The organism is Streptomyces sp. rh34, from assembly GCF_002551245.1.
GTDB lineage: Bacteria > Actinomycetota > Actinomycetes > Streptomycetales > Streptomycetaceae > Streptomyces.
Genome location: NZ_NTGZ01000200.1, coordinates 1 through 13,254, shown reverse-complemented (window position 1 = coordinate 13,254; position 13,254 = coordinate 1). Strand labels below are relative to the sequence as shown.

Here is a 13,254-nt window from a genome sequence, read left to right as displayed (position 1 = left end):
CCGGACAGCCACCCCGGCGGACCGCCCCGCCGGCCCAGCCGTCCGGGGGGCCGGGAGCCCGGGAAGCCGCAGAGGTGACCGCCGCCCCGGTGCGGCGGTTGCTGTTCGTCCATGGCGGCCACGCTAGACGGCGGACGGGTGCGGGGGCGTCCGCCGTGCGTGGTGATCACCCGTACTCCGTGGGGAGTACACCGTCGGGAATGCGGTGCGCCGCCGTCAGGTCGTACGGACGCCGGGCAGGCCCACCGAACGGGCCAGCTCACCGGCGGCCTGCCGGAACAGCGGCTCCCGCGCCTCGACGACCCGGTTGAACTGACCGAACAGCTCGAAGGAGATCAGGCCGAAAAGCTGGGCCCAGGCGGCGACCAGGGCCGCCACGGCTGCCGGAGGCACGTCCGGGGCGAACTCGGCGGCCATCCGCTCCGCGTCGGAGCGCAACTCCGGAGCGAGGAAGGGGACGGCGAGGTCCTCGGCCCGGAACGCGGTACGGACGATGTCGATGAAGACCAGGCCCACCCGGGAGGCGGGCCCCACCGTGTCCATCGGGGCGATGTAACCGGGAACGGGCGAACCGTAGATCAGGGCGTACTCATGGGGGTGGGCGAGCCCCCACTCCCGTACGGCGCAGGCCACCGCGATCCAGCGCTCGGCGGGCGGGACGGTTCCGGCCCGCTCCCCCGCCGCCCGTTCCGCGACCGAGCCGATCGCGTCGTACGCGTCGACGATCAGCGCGGTGAGCAGGTCGTCGCGGCTGGGGAAGTAGCGGTAGAGCGCGGAGGAGACCATGCCCAGCTCCCGGGCCACGGCCCGCAGCGAGAGCTTCGCCGCACCCTCCTCCGCGAGCTGCTTCCTCGCCTCGCCCTTGATGGCCGCGGTCACTTCGATGCGGGCGCGTTCCCGGGCCCCTCGGATGGTGCTCATGCGCATCAGTCTGCCATGCGCAGGGAGCACCGACCAATAACGAGAGCGGTGCTCTTGCTCAAGGGCGCCATCCGGTGCACACTGATCACAAGCGAGAGCACCGCTCTCCGAATATCGCGGGAGTCACCATGTCGCAGCAGACCTACTACCTTCGGGCGAGCGCCTCCGCCGCCCGCCTCAACCGAATCGTCGGATGGCTGGCCCGGCACGGCATCAGCCTGATGGGGTCGGCCGAGCTGTCCGTGCGCGGACGCAGGAGCGGGCAGATGCAGCGCATCCCGGTCAATGCCCACGCCTTCGAGGGCGAGCGGTACCTCGTCTCGGCCCGGGGGCACTCCCAGTGGGTGCGCAACATGCGCGTCGCGAGCGGCGGAGAGCTGCGGCTGGGGCGCAAGGTCCGCCGCTTCACCGCCGTGGAGATCGCCGACGACGCGCAGAAGGCCCGGATCCTCCGGGCCTATCTGGAGCGGTGGGGCTGGGAGGTCAACCAGTACTTCCAGGGGATCACGGCGAAGTCCACGGACGCCGAGCTGCTGGCGGCCTGCCCGGACCACCCGGTCTTCCGCATCGCGGTCGAGGGCTGACCCCTCCCGTACGCCCCCGGGGCGCCGCCACCCCGCCCGGGCGGAACGGCGCCCCCGAGAAACACGCTCGCGGGGTGAGACCTCAGCGGTCCATCGCGGACAGCGCCCGCTGTGCCAGCGGGTGCGTACGGACCAGCTCGGCCAGCGACGTCGTCCCCCGGGTGATCCCGGCGAACGCCTTCCACGCCGGGCGGAAGCCGGTCAGCACCGCGTGCAGCAGCCCCGGGCGGCGCTCGAACAGCTTGAGCATGCGGCGGCCGACACCCATCTCCACGCCGAGACCGGCCTTGACGGCGAAGGCGTAGTTGAGGGCCTGACGGCGCGCGTCCACCGCGTCGTGCGACTCGGCGATCCTGACCGCCCACTCCCCCGCGAGGCGGCCCGAGCGCAGCGCGAAGGAGATGCCCTCGCGGGTCCACGGCTCCAGCAGTCCGGCCGCGTCCCCGCAGACCACGACCCGGCCGCGGGAGAGCGGCGAGTCATCGCTGCGGCAGCGGGTGAGATGGCCCGAGGAGACGGCCGGCTCGAACCCTGCGAGGCCGAGGCGGGCGATGAAGTCCTCCAGATACCGCTTGGTGCCCGCGCCGTCGCCGCGCGCCGAGATGACGCCCACGGTGAGGGTGTCCCCCTTGGGGAACACCCAGCCGTAACTGCCCGGCATCGGGCCCCAGTCGATGAGCACCCGGCCCGCCCAGTCCTCCGCGACGGTGGCCGGGACCGGGATCTCCGCCTCCAGACCGAGGTCGACCTGGTCGAGCTTCACCCCGACATGAGCTCCTATCCGGCCCGCGCTGCCGTCGGCGCCGACGACCGCCCGCGCCAGCACCGTCTCGCCACCGGTCAGCACCACGGCGACCGTCCGCCGGTCGGGCACGGCCGGGCCGTGCTGCTCGACCCGCACCACCGACGCCCCGGTGCGCAGTTCGGCCCCGGCCTTCTGCGCCTCCTCGACCAGACCGGCGTCGAACTCCGCGCGGTTGATGAGCCCGAAGAGCATGCGCCGGGAGCGGCGGGTGCGCGACAGCTTGCCGTTGAGCGAGAAGGTGACCGCGTGGATGCGGTCCTTCAGGGGCAGTTCGAACCCCGGCGGCAGGGAGTCCCGCGAGAACCCGATGATTCCCCCGCCGCAGGTCTTGTAGCGCGGCAGTTCCGCTTTCTCCAGCAGCAGGACTCTTCGGCCCGCCACGGCTGCCGCGTACGCCGCCGATGCGCCGGCCGGTCCGGCGCCGACGACGACGACATCCCACACGGACGACTCTTCCGGCTCACGTCCGGCGTCTGCGTTCTCGCTGCTCACGATGTGCTTCTGCTCCTGATCCGACCAGTGGCCCCAAGCTGCTCACGGCATCCTACGGCGCGTTCCGGCCAAGACCTCCTGTGGGAGGATCGGCCATGATTTCGTCGTACAAGCGTCGCCGCACCAACGGCGTCGCACACGGTCGCGTACACACCGCGCCCTACCCATAACGTCGCACCCACGAGGAGCGTGCCCATGACCGCCCGTCCGATTCCCGAGACCGTCGCCTCGCTGATGCCCCGCGCCCGGGAGGAGCTGGCCGAGCTGGTGGCGTTCCAGTCGGTGGCGGACCCGGCGGTGTTCCCGAGGAGCGAGTGCGAGGGCGCGGCGAGGTGGGTCGCCGACGCGCTGCGCGCCGAGGAGTTCACGGACGTCGCCCTGCTGGACACCCCCGACGGCACGCAGTCCGTCTACGGGTTCCTGCCCGGTCCGGCCGGGGCGCCGACCGTGCTGCTCTACGCGCACTACGACGTGCAGCCGCCGCTGGACGAGTCGGCCTGGATCTCCCCGCCGTTCGAGCTGACCGAGCGCGACGGCCGCTGGTTCGGCCGGGGCGCGGCCGACTGCAAGGGCGGGTTCATCATGCACCTGCTCGCGCTGCGCGCCCTCAAGGCGAACGGCGGCGTCCCGGTCTCGGTGAAGGTGATCGCCGAGGGCTCCGAGGAGCAGGGCACCGGCGGTCTGGAGCGGTACGCGCAGGCGCACCCGGAGCTGCTGGCGGCCGACACGATCGTCATCGGCGACACCGGGAACTTCCGGGTCGGACTGCCGACGGTCACGGCGACGCTGCGCGGGATGACGATGCTGCGGGTGCGGTTGGACACCCTTGAGGGGAACCTGCACTCGGGGCAGTTCGGCGGCGCGGCCCCGGACGCTCTGGCCGCGATGATCCAGCTGCTGGCCTCGCTGCGCGCCGAGGACGGGACGACCACGGTCGACGGGCTGACGGGCGACGCCGACTGGGACGGGCTCCAGTACCCGGAGGCGGAGTTCCGGCAGGACGCCAAGGTGCTGGACGGGGTGGAGCTGATCGGCACGGGCACGGTCGCCGACCGGATCTGGGCCCGCCCCGCCGTCACCGTCATCGGCATCGACTGCCCGCCGGTCGTCGGCGCGACGCCGTCCGTGCAGGCGAGCGCGCGGGCGCAGATCAGTCTGCGGGTGCCACCGGGCCAGGACGCCGCCGAGGCGACGAAGCTGCTCACCGCCCACCTGGAGTCCCGCGCCCCCTGGGGTGCGCGGGTCCGGGTGGAACAGGTGGGCCAGGGCCAGCCGTTCCGCGCGGACATGACCAGCCCGGCGTACACGGCGATGGCCGACGCGATGCGGGACGCCTACCCGGGCCAGGAGATGCAGTCGTCCGGGATGGGCGGCTCCATCCCGCTGTGCAACACGCTGGCGGGCCTCTACCCGGAGGCGGAGATCCTGCTGATCGGGCTGAGCGAGCCCGAGGCGCAGATCCACGCGGTGAACGAGAGCGTGTCGCCCGAGGAGCTGGAGCGGATGTCGGTCGCCGAGGCGCTGTTCCTGCGGAACTACGCGGAGTCGAAGAAGGTCTGACCTCCCGCGGCCGCCTGCCGGGGAGGCCCCGGCGCGCGCCTCGGGACACGCCCTACGCCCTCGGCGAAGTCGCCCGCGGCGTAGATCCGTGTGGCGGACGTCCGCCGCCGCGTACGTTCGCCGCATGGATCTCGTCGAGGTGACTCCCCAGCTGCACATGTTCCGCTTCCGGATCGGTCAGGCCTATCTCTGGCGCGACGGGACGGATCTGACCCTGATCGACGCGGGTGACGTCGATTCGGCCGCCGCGATCGAGGACGCGATCCGCACACTCGGCCTCGACCCGGCCGGGATCCGGCGCATCGTCATCACCCACGGCCACCGTGACCACTACGGGGCCGCGCAGGAGCTGGCGGACCGGCACGGCGCCGAGATCATCGCCCACGCGCTGGACGCCCCGGTGGTACGGGGTGAGTGCCCCGTACCGGAGCCGGATCTGCTGGACTGGGAACTGCCGCTGTGGGAGCACGGGCTGACGTGCCCCGACGCCCCGCCCACCCGGGTCGACCGCGAGGTGACCGGCGGTGAGATGCTGCCGTTCGGCGACGGCGCGCGGGTGGTCCACGCCCCCGGTCACACGGCTGGCTCCATCGCCATCCATCTGCCGCTCCACGGCGTGCTGTTCACCGGGGACAGCGTCGCCTCCGTGGAGCGGGTGATGCTCGGCGTGTTCAACGTGGACCGCGCCGGGGCGGCGGCCACGTTCCAACGACTGGCCGCGCTCGCGCCCCGTACCGTCTGCGTCGGTCACGGCGACCCGCTCACCGAGAACGCGGCCGCGTTGATGGAGGCGGCGGCGAACGGCGCGTGAGCGCCGCCGCGTGGAGGCCGGTCCCGAAGCCCCGGCCCGCCGGTCAGCCCACCGGCACCCCCGCCTCCAGGTTGAGCACCGTCGACCGCTCGCGCGCCCGCAGGGCCCAGCGCAGCCGCTCGTACCGGGTGGGCGGCAGCAGCCCCGCGGCCTCCTCCTCGGTGACGAAGCGCCAGCCGCGCAGCTCGGAGCCGGGCAGCAGCAGCCGGCCCGCGTCCTCGGAGCGCAACAGGCCGCCGTCGAAGAGGAAGCGCAGTCCGCCGAAGCCGGGCGGGCGGGGCGCCTCCCAGTCGACGAGCAACAGGGTGGGAACCCGGTCGAGGCGGAGGCCTATCTCCTCGGCGACCTCACGGATCCCGGCCCGCGCGGGAGCCTCGCCCGCCTCCACGACCCCGCCGGGGAACTCCCACCCCGGTTTGTACGTGGGGTCGACGAGCAGCACCCGGTCCTGCTCGTCGAAGAGCAGCACCCCGGCGGCCACCGTCTCGGCGGTCGGCTCCGGGCTCTGGACGATCGGGCACGGCGCGGCGTTCCCGGAGCGCACGGCGTCCGCGATCCGCTCGGCGGTCTCCCGGGGTGTGAGGGCGCTGTTGTCGACCACATGCGCGTCCTCGGTGATCCAGTCGAGTGCGTCGCGGTACGGGCCGATGTGCTCGTACGCCCACCTCCGCACCCGCTCGCTCTGCTCCTCGTCGCCGGGAAACTCCTCGCGGCCCGCGATCCGGCTGCGCAGGATCGTTTCCTCAGGTGAGAGCGCCACATGCCGGACGGGAATGCGCCGGGAGGCGAGCCCGCCGAAGATCTCGTCGCGGTACTCCTGTCGCAGCAGGGTCATCGGCATCACCAGCACCCCGGGCACCTCGGCGAGCAGCGCCGCCGCCGTGTCCACCACGAGCCGCCGCCAGATCGGCAGGTCCTGGAAGTCGGTGACCTCGGCGAGCCTCTTCTGCGGCAGCAGACCGCGCAGCCCCGCTCCGGTGATCTCCGGGTCGTACAGCGTGCTGTTCGGGATCAGATCGATCAGTTCGCCCGCGGCTCTGGTCTTGCCCGCACTGAACGCACCGTTGATCCAGACGATCATTCGTACTCCAAGCCGGGTAGGCCGCCGAACAGCGGCGATGACGAGATCGCAAGATCATCTGGGAGAGGTGTGGGAAAAGTCGGCGTCCACAGCCCGACCCCCACCACTTCCTTCTCCCACACTTTCTGGAGATACCCAACTATCCGCTCCTCCATCGCAGGGGTCACCTCGCTTTAGGTGCCCTCCACTCCCGGCAGCTCGTGGCCCGTCCGCTCCTCGACCGCCAACCTGCGGGATGCCTCCCGGCTCGTCCGGCTTCGCCTTGTGCCAGTGCCGCAGCCGGTAGATGTCCTCTCCGGCCATCTCCGCGACGGCCGGCAGCGCCGGCCGCGATCGTCGAAACACGACTGGCGCGGGACCGTGCTCGGGCTCTCTGGGCTGAACCCGGTGGGCCATTACCGGACCTGGTGCCACTTCGGGCGCCGGCCCAGGATGTCTTCCTGCTCAGAGCGGTTTCAGATGGGTGTGTGGCCGGTCAGAGATGGAGCGGGAAGTCAAAGTCGGTGTCCTTCGCACCTCGGAGGAACGCCTTGGCTTCGTCCGGGGTGGAGGCCTGGGGCAGACGGCCGGGATTCTGCGAATCGCCGATCGAGACGTACCCGTCCTTGACGGCGGCCTGAACGCAGTTCCCGCCACCGCCGCTGTACTGGGACACCGTCCATTCGACCGAGGTCCGGGCGAACGTGGACGGGGCCGGCTCGGGTGTCACTGTGCTGGCTCCTTGATTCTGTTCTTGAGGCGCGTCTGCGTCTCATCGGTGCTCACCGGTCCGCCGCCCGCGTGCCCGGGGCTCGTCAGACGTCGGTGCGGATCACCACAGCCAGGGTCCGGGGACCGTGTACGCCCTCGACACGCTCCAGTTCGATGTCGGAGGTGGCCGACGGCCCGCTGATCAGAGTGGTGGGTCGTTCGGGTACCAGCCGGGCGACCGCCTCGGGGACGCCCGGCTCGACCGAGGACAGGTCGACGACGCAGACGTGCAGGTCGGGGACGAGCGAGAGGGCACGCCTGCCCTGGTCGGGTGAGCCGTCCAGGAAGATGGTGCCGGTCTCCGCGCAGGTGACGGCGGAGGCGGTCACCACCCCGTCGAGGTCGTCCAGGGCAGGGGCGGGGATGGCCGCGGAGTCCCGCCGCACCTGCCCGTCGTAGGCGGCGAGCCACCGTTCGTCCAGCCCCGCGGGGACTCCGACGCGGCGGGCGCCCCGTTCGGCGAGCACGGCCGCGATCACCTCAGCCGTCCGATCACTGGTACAGGGGTGCACCTGCGCCTTGTAGTCGGCGAGGCGGCCGGTCAGCAGCGCCAGGCGTTGGTCGTCGGGGAGCGTGCGGCCTGTGCGGTATCCGCGGGGGATCGCCGTCCCGGGGACGGGTGCGAGCGCCAGTGCGTCCCTGATCCGGCCGAGCACCGTGTCACGGGCGTTCGTCACTGTTCCTCCTTGTGATCGTCGGCACGACGGGTGGCGCCCTCCTCGGCGGCCTCCCGCAGGGTGGCCGCGCCCTCCGCCGAAGTCAGCCAGGAGCGGAAGGACTGCTTGGGCGGTACGGCGGTGTCGCGGCTGTCGCTCCAGCCCTTGAAGGGAGCGGGGAGACGCGAGATGGTGCGGTCGCGTCCGCCGACGCCGAGGGAGCGGCTCAGGGAAGCGGCCTTCTGCGCGGTCGTGTAGAGCTTCGGCGACTTCATCACGGTAGCGGCGGCCTTCATGGCGAGCTTCTCCACGGTGGTTCCGGCCTGTTCGGTGTTCTGATGGCGCAGTTCGACCAGCAACGACGGGATGTCGATCTTGACGGGGCAGGCGTCGAAGCAGGCACCGCAGAGGCTGGAGGCGTACGGCAACGAGCTGTTGGGGTCGTCCTTGGCTGCGTGCATCCCGGCGAGCTGCGGTGTGAGGACCGCACCGATGGGTCCGGGGTAGGTCGATCCGTAGGCGTGGCCGCCGGCCCGTTCGTACACGGGACAGACGTTGAGACAGGCCGAGCACCGGATGCAGTTGAGGGCTTCCCGGCCGATCCGGTCGGCGAGCGCGGCGGTGCGGCCGTTGTCGAGAAGGACGAGGTGGAAGTCCTGCGGTCCGTCGCCGGGGGTGACTCCGGTCCACAGGGAGGTGTAGGGGTTCATCCGCTCGCCGGTGGAGGAGCGCGGCAGCAACTGGAGGAAGACCTCCAGGTCCTGGTAGCGCGGCAGGACCTTCTCGATGCCCATCACCGTGATCAGGGTGTCCGGCATGGTCAGGCACATCCGGCCGTTGCCCTCGGACTCGACCACCGACAGGGTCCCGGTCTCGGCGATGGCGAAGTTGGCGCCGGAGACGGCCACCTTGGTCGTCATGAACTTCTCGCGCAGATAGGCGCGGGCGGCGGCGGCCAGGTGCGCCGGCACGTTGTCGAGGCCGGGATCCACCCCTGGGATCTCGTCGAGGAAGATCTGCCGGATCTCGTCGCGGTTGCGGTGGATCGCGGGCACCAGGATGTGTGAGGGCTTGTCGTGGGCGAGCTGCACGATGAGCTCGGCCAGATCGGTCTCGTAGGGGGTGATGCCCTCGGCTTCGAGGTGTTCGTTGAGGCCGATCTCCTGGGTCGCCATCGACTTGACCTTGATGACGTCACTGCTGCCGGTGGCCTTGACCAGCCGCGTGACGATCTCGTTCGCCTCGGCGCCGTCGCGTGCCCAGTGCACGGTACCGCCGTGCTCGGCGACCTTGGCCTCCAGCTGTTCCAGCAGCTCGGGCAGCCGGTTCATGGTGTCGGTCTTGATGGCCGATCCGGCATCGCGCAGCTCCTCCCAGTCGGGGAGTTCGCCGGTGACGTCGACGCGTTTGGCACGGATGGTGCGGGTCGCCTTGCCGAGGTTGCGGCGCAGCTGCTCGTTGCGCAGTTCGTCGTGGGCGGCCTCCGGGAACTTCTGGTCCCCGCGCAGATTGCCCGTCCCGTACGGGGAGCGGGGCGGGGTGGCGGGCATACCGAGGAACGTACTCATCGGGCGGCCTCCGTCAGGGCGTACGGCGCGGTGCGGGTGGATCCGAGGACCTGGGCGAGGTGCAGCGTACGGGTGCCGGCCTTGATGCGTGAGAGTCCGCCGCCGATGTGCATCAGGCAGGAGGAATCGCCGGCGGTGCACACCGCGGCGCGCGTGGAGACGACGTCGCGCATCTTGTCCTGGAGCATCGCGGAGGATGTCTCGGCGTTCTTGAGCGCGAAGGTTCCGCCGAAGCCGCAGCAGGAGTCCGCGCCGGGCAGCTCCACGAGGTCGATCGCCTCCACGGCGCGCAGCAGCCGCAGTGGTTTGTCACCGACCCGCAGCATCCGCAGCGAGTGGCAGGTGGGGTGATAGGTGACCCGGTGCGGGAAGTACGCTCCGATGTCGGTCACTGCGAGCACATCGACGAGGAGTTCGGAGAGTTCGTACGTCTTGGCCTTGACGATGGCGACACCGGCGCGCAGGGACGCGGTTCCGTACCTCTCGGCGATGATCTCGTGCTGGTGGCGGACCGAACCCGCGCAGGAACCGGAGGGCATGACGACCGCGTCGATGGAGGCGTCGCCGAACTGCTCGGCGAAGTTCCGTACGAGCGGGACCGGTTCCCGCTGGTAGCCGGTGTTGACGTGCATCTGGCCGCAGCAGGTCTGGCCCGGCGGGAACACCACCTCGTGGCCCAGGCGGGCGAGCAGCACCGCCGTGGATTTCACCACCTCGGGGAAGAGCGTGTCTCCCAGACAGGTGGCGAAGAGTCCGATGCGCATGGGTCCTCCTCGATCAGTTTTGGTCGGACCATACTAGCCTCGGTCCATTTCGGAAAGCCCGCCGCAGCAAGCACGGACCAGTCCCGCGCCTCCCATGACCCTCCCAGGGAGTTGGTCCGACCTTATTGACATAGGACATATGCGGTGTCCTACTAATGGCCCGAACCAGCTGCCTACTCCAACGCACCCGTCTGGGAAGGGACAAGGCGGTCGACGGCTTTCGCCCCGGTTCGCCCTGCCCGGCACCACTCGACGAGGAGTAATTTCGTGGCTTCCGCATCACCCGCCACCACGCTTGCTTCGTACATACCGGATGTACACGCCATCGGGGACAGCCTCCTGGCGACCGCCCTGGTCGGCCTGATCCCTCTCGCCGTGTTCTTCCTGCTGCTGATGGTGGCGAAGCGCTCGGCCCTGATGTCCGCACTGGGCTCGGTACTCGCCGCCCTCCTGGTGGCGGTCATCGGGTTCCAGATGCCGGTCCAGCTCGGCCTGCTCTCGGCCGGCCAGGGTCTGGTCTTCGGCCTGTTCCCGGTGATGCTGATCGTCGTCGCGGCCATCTGGTTCTACGAACTCACCGTGGTGAGCGGCAGGTTCGAGGACCTCCGGCGCTCCTTCAGTGCGGTCGGCCGGGGTGACCTGCGGGTGCAGGCGATGCTCATCGCGTTCTGCTTCGGCGGGCTGCTGGAGGCGCTGGCGGGCTTCGGCGCGCCCGTCGCCATCACCGCCGTCATGCTGATGGCGCTCGGCCTGCCGCCGATCAAGGCGGCCGTCACCGTCCTGCTGGCCAACACCGCGCCGGTCGCCTTCGGCGCCATGGCCATCCCGATCACCACGGCCGGCAATCTGACCGGCATCCCGGCCGAGGACATCGCGGCGGTCGTCGGCCGCCAGTCCCCGCTGCTGGCGCTCTTCGTGCCGACGCTGCTGCTGTTCGTGGTGGACGGCATGCGCGGTGTCCGCCAGCTGTGGCCGATCGCGCTGGTGACCGGCACCGTGTTCGGCGTGGCCCAGTACTGGTGCTCCAGCCACTTCGCGTACGAACTCACCGACGTGGTCGCCTCTCTCGCCGGCTTCGGCACCGCCGTGCTGATGCTGCGCTTCTGGAAGCCCAGCACCCCCGCGGACCAGCTCTCCCAGGTGGAGAAGGAACCGCTGACCCCGCGCCGTGTCACCTACGCGGTACTCCCGTACCTCCTGGTGATCGCCACCTTCGGGCTCGCCAAGCTGAACGTGGGATCGATCGACGTACCGAAGCTGCTCGGCCGTCTCAACCTCGTTGTCGAGTGGCCCGGCCTGCACGGCGAGTTGCTGACGTCGAGCGGTGAGCCCTCCTCCAGTGCGATCTACAAGCTTGAGGTCCTCGGCAACCCGGGCACGCTGCTGATCGTCTCCGGCATCCTGGTCACCGTGCTCTACCGGTACGCCAAGGACCGGGACGCCTACCCGATGACCGCGCCGATGGCGCTCTCCGCGGCAGGCCGGACCGTGAAGAACATGCGGATCGCCATCCTGACGGTCGCCTCGGTGCTCGCGCTCAGCTACGTGATGAACCAGTCGGGCCAGACGGTGGCCATCGGCACCTGGCTGGCGACGGCGGGCGGCCTCTTCGCCCTGCTCTCACCGACCCTCGGCTGGCTCGGGACCGCCGTCACGGGGTCCGACACCTCAGCCAACGCGCTCTTCGCCAACCTCCAGCAGACGGCCGGCCAGACCGCCGGGATCGATCCGACCCTGCTGGTCGCGGCGAACACCTCGGGCGGCGTGGTCGCCAAGCTGGTGAGCCCGCAGAACCTGACGATCGCCGCCACCGCGGTGCAGATGCCCGGCTCGGAACGCATCCTGCTGCGCAAGGTCGCCGGCTACAGCGTGAGCATGCTGGCCATGCTGTGCGTGCTGGTCTACCTCCAGTCCACCGCGGCGCTGTCCTGGATGCTCCCCTAGGGACTCCCCGGTCGACGCCGGCCGCACGGGGGCGCGGCGGCCGAGGGGCCGGTGCCTCGACCTGGAACACGGTCGAGGCACCGGCCCTCGTCGTACGTCTGCCGCTAGACGGCGGCGTTCCCGTCGGCGGGTCCCTCGCCGGCGTCGTCGACCAAGGATCCGTGGAAGCCCCGGATGTGCGCCTCGGCCAGGTCGGCGGCCTCCTCGCCCTGCCCGGTACGCACCAGCCTGAGCAACTCGGCGTGCTGACCGTTGAGATGGGCCTGGGTGGCCGGCCAGTCGTCCACGTCTTCGAGCGCCCTCAGGATGAGAGGCCGCACCGACTCCCGCACCGCGGCGGTCAGCGTGGAGGTGAGCGCGTTGCCGGAGCCGCTGGCCATCCTGACGTGGAACTGGGTGTCCAGCTCGTTGAACTCGACCGGTGCGATGTCCTGCCGGGCCATCTGCCGCACCACGGTCTCGGCCTCGTCCAGGTCCGCGGGGACGGCGTGCTCCGCCGCGGCGGCGAAACTGGATCGCTCCAGGGCGACCCGGGCCTCCAGCACGTCGTGCAGACCGTAACTGCCCAGGGCGAAGTGCAGCCGGAGCAGCCGCCCCAGCGCGCCGTCGGGGTTGCGTACGATGCGCGCCCCGGAGTCCGGACCCCGGCCGGGCTGGGCGACCAGCACACCGATGGTCTCCAGCACACGCAGTGCCTCCCGCAGCGCGGAACGGCTCACCCCGAAGACCGGAGCGAGTTCGCGCTCGGGCGGCAGCCGGTCGCCGGCCCGGAGCTTTCCGGCGAAGACCTGCTCCTCGATGCTCTGCAGCACGAGTTCATGGGTTCGGGACTGCCGCACGGGCTGCCACTCGACAGGCATCCGCTACTCCCCGCCTCGACTGATACACATCGTCCGACTATGTTACACATGCCGTGTGGTCGGACCAGAACGGGGAACGCTTGACGGCCGGGGCCTAGCCCAGCGCGATGGCCGCCGCCGCGGCCCCGACCAGACCCGCGTCGGTGCCCATCACGGCGGGCGCCACGGTCAGCCGCCGGAGGTAGGAGAGCGTGGCGTAGTCGCGCAGGCTGCGGCGCAGCGGCACGAAGAGTACGTCGCCGGCCCCGGCCACTCCCCCGCCGACCACCGCGATGTCCAGGTCCGCCAGGGTGGCGGTGGCGGCGATGCCGGCCGCCAGCGCCTGGGCTGCACGCTCGTAGGAGGCGAGGGCGACCGGGTCTCCCCCGCGGGCGGCGACGGCCACCGCCTCGGCCGTCGCGTCGCCGTCCGGGCCGGGCCGCCAGCCGTTCTCCAGCGCGCGGCGGGCGATGTTGGGG

At 71.1% G+C, this 13,254-nt stretch carries 13 protein-coding genes; 4 read left to right on the top strand and 9 right to left on the bottom strand.

Features of this window, described 5'->3' with window-relative positions; translation table 11 throughout:
• Positions 1-216: 216 nt before the first annotated feature.
• On the bottom strand, positions 217-921 hold the full coding sequence (locus CR470_RS28130; protein ID WP_097870317.1) for a TetR/AcrR family transcriptional regulator: 705 nt from the start codon (positions 919-921) through the stop codon (positions 217-219).
• A 128-nt stretch (positions 922-1,049) separates the two neighbouring features.
• Between CR470_RS28130 and CR470_RS28125 the strand changes: the two genes are divergently transcribed.
• A complete protein-coding gene (locus tag CR470_RS28125) occupies positions 1,050-1,505 on the top strand; it encodes a nitroreductase/quinone reductase family protein (RefSeq protein ID WP_097870316.1) in 456 nt (151 codons plus the stop codon).
• An 82-nt stretch (positions 1,506-1,587) separates the two neighbouring features.
• Here the strand turns inward: CR470_RS28125 and CR470_RS28120 are convergent, their stop codons facing one another.
• Positions 1,588-2,802, bottom strand: coding sequence for a geranylgeranyl reductase family protein (locus CR470_RS28120; RefSeq protein ID WP_097870315.1), 1,215 nt, complete (start codon positions 2,800-2,802; stop codon positions 1,588-1,590).
• Positions 2,803-2,997: 195 nt separating this feature from the next.
• Between CR470_RS28120 and CR470_RS28115 the strand changes: the two genes are divergently transcribed.
• Together CR470_RS28115 and CR470_RS28110 are read left to right on the top strand one after the other, a co-directional pair.
• Positions 2,998-4,362, top strand: coding sequence for a dipeptidase (locus tag CR470_RS28115; protein ID WP_097870314.1), 1,365 nt, complete (start codon positions 2,998-3,000; stop codon positions 4,360-4,362).
• Between the two features lie 124 nt (positions 4,363-4,486).
• Positions 4,487-5,173 carry an MBL fold metallo-hydrolase gene (locus CR470_RS28110; RefSeq protein ID WP_097870313.1) on the top strand — a complete coding sequence of 229 codons (687 nt, stop codon included), beginning with the start codon at positions 4,487-4,489 and terminating at the stop codon, positions 5,171-5,173.
• A gap of 43 nt (positions 5,174-5,216) precedes the next feature.
• On the opposite strand, the gene CR470_RS28105 is transcribed toward CR470_RS28110, so the two are convergent.
• The 5 genes from CR470_RS28105 to CR470_RS28085 all read right to left on the bottom strand — a co-directional run bounded on the left by CR470_RS28105 (position 5,217) and on the right by CR470_RS28085 (position 9,992).
• Entirely contained in the window at positions 5,217-6,254 is a 1,038-nt protein-coding gene (locus CR470_RS28105; RefSeq protein ID WP_097870312.1) for an NUDIX domain-containing protein, read from the bottom strand.
• 475 nt (positions 6,255-6,729) lie between these two features.
• Positions 6,730-6,963 (bottom strand): DUF397 domain-containing protein, encoded by a 234-nt coding sequence (locus CR470_RS28100; protein ID WP_097870311.1) that lies wholly within the window; start codon positions 6,961-6,963, stop codon positions 6,730-6,732.
• Positions 6,964-7,048: 85 nt separating this feature from the next.
• Positions 7,049-7,681, bottom strand: coding sequence for a LutC/YkgG family protein (locus CR470_RS28095; RefSeq protein WP_097870310.1), 633 nt, complete (start codon positions 7,679-7,681; stop codon positions 7,049-7,051).
• A complete protein-coding gene (locus CR470_RS28090; protein WP_097870309.1) occupies positions 7,678-9,228 on the bottom strand; it encodes a lactate utilization protein B in 1,551 nt (516 codons plus the stop codon). The genes CR470_RS28095 and CR470_RS28090 overlap by 4 nt, the downstream gene beginning before the upstream one ends.
• Entirely contained in the window at positions 9,225-9,992 is a 768-nt protein-coding gene (locus tag CR470_RS28085; protein WP_097870308.1) for a (Fe-S)-binding protein, read from the bottom strand. The genes CR470_RS28090 and CR470_RS28085 overlap by 4 nt, the downstream gene beginning before the upstream one ends.
• A 267-nt stretch (positions 9,993-10,259) precedes the next feature.
• Between CR470_RS28085 and CR470_RS28080 the strand changes: the two genes are divergently transcribed.
• Positions 10,260-11,936 carry an L-lactate permease gene (locus CR470_RS28080; protein WP_097870307.1) on the top strand — a complete coding sequence of 559 codons (1,677 nt, stop codon included), beginning with the start codon at positions 10,260-10,262 and terminating at the stop codon, positions 11,934-11,936.
• Positions 11,937-12,040: 104 nt separating this feature from the next.
• Here CR470_RS28080 and CR470_RS28075 read toward each other — a convergent pair whose 3' ends face one another.
• Together CR470_RS28075 and CR470_RS28070 are read right to left on the bottom strand one after the other, a co-directional pair.
• The gene (locus tag CR470_RS28075) at positions 12,041-12,796 is read right to left on the bottom strand and encodes a FadR/GntR family transcriptional regulator (protein ID WP_097870306.1); all 756 of its coding nucleotides are present in this window, start codon (positions 12,794-12,796) and stop codon (positions 12,041-12,043) included.
• A gap of 94 nt (positions 12,797-12,890) precedes the next feature.
• Positions 12,891-13,254, bottom strand: a 364-nt coding sequence (locus CR470_RS28070; protein ID WP_143663886.1) for an ROK family protein, incomplete at its 5' end; no start/stop codon positions are given.

Excerpts from the sequence above, each read along its gene's own strand:
- CR470_RS28130 (WP_097870317.1), bottom strand. The coding sequence starts at position 921 with ATGAGCACCATCCGAGGGGCCCGGGAACGCGCCCGCATCGAAGTGACC.
- CR470_RS28110 (WP_097870313.1), top strand. The coding sequence starts at position 4,487 with ATGGATCTCGTCGAGGTGACTCCCCAGCTGCACATGTTCCGCTTCCGG.
- CR470_RS28090 (WP_097870309.1), bottom strand. The coding sequence starts at position 9,228 with ATGAGTACGTTCCTCGGTATGCCCGCCACCCCGCCCCGCTCCCCGTAC.
- CR470_RS28105 (WP_097870312.1), bottom strand. The coding sequence starts at position 6,254 with ATGATCGTCTGGATCAACGGTGCGTTCAGTGCGGGCAAGACCAGAGCC.
- CR470_RS28115 (WP_097870314.1), top strand. The coding sequence starts at position 2,998 with ATGACCGCCCGTCCGATTCCCGAGACCGTCGCCTCGCTGATGCCCCGC.
- CR470_RS28125 (WP_097870316.1), top strand. The coding sequence starts at position 1,050 with ATGTCGCAGCAGACCTACTACCTTCGGGCGAGCGCCTCCGCCGCCCGC.
- CR470_RS28075 (WP_097870306.1), bottom strand. The coding sequence starts at position 12,796 with ATGCCTGTCGAGTGGCAGCCCGTGCGGCAGTCCCGAACCCATGAACTC.
- CR470_RS28085 (WP_097870308.1), bottom strand. The coding sequence starts at position 9,992 with ATGCGCATCGGACTCTTCGCCACCTGTCTGGGAGACACGCTCTTCCCC.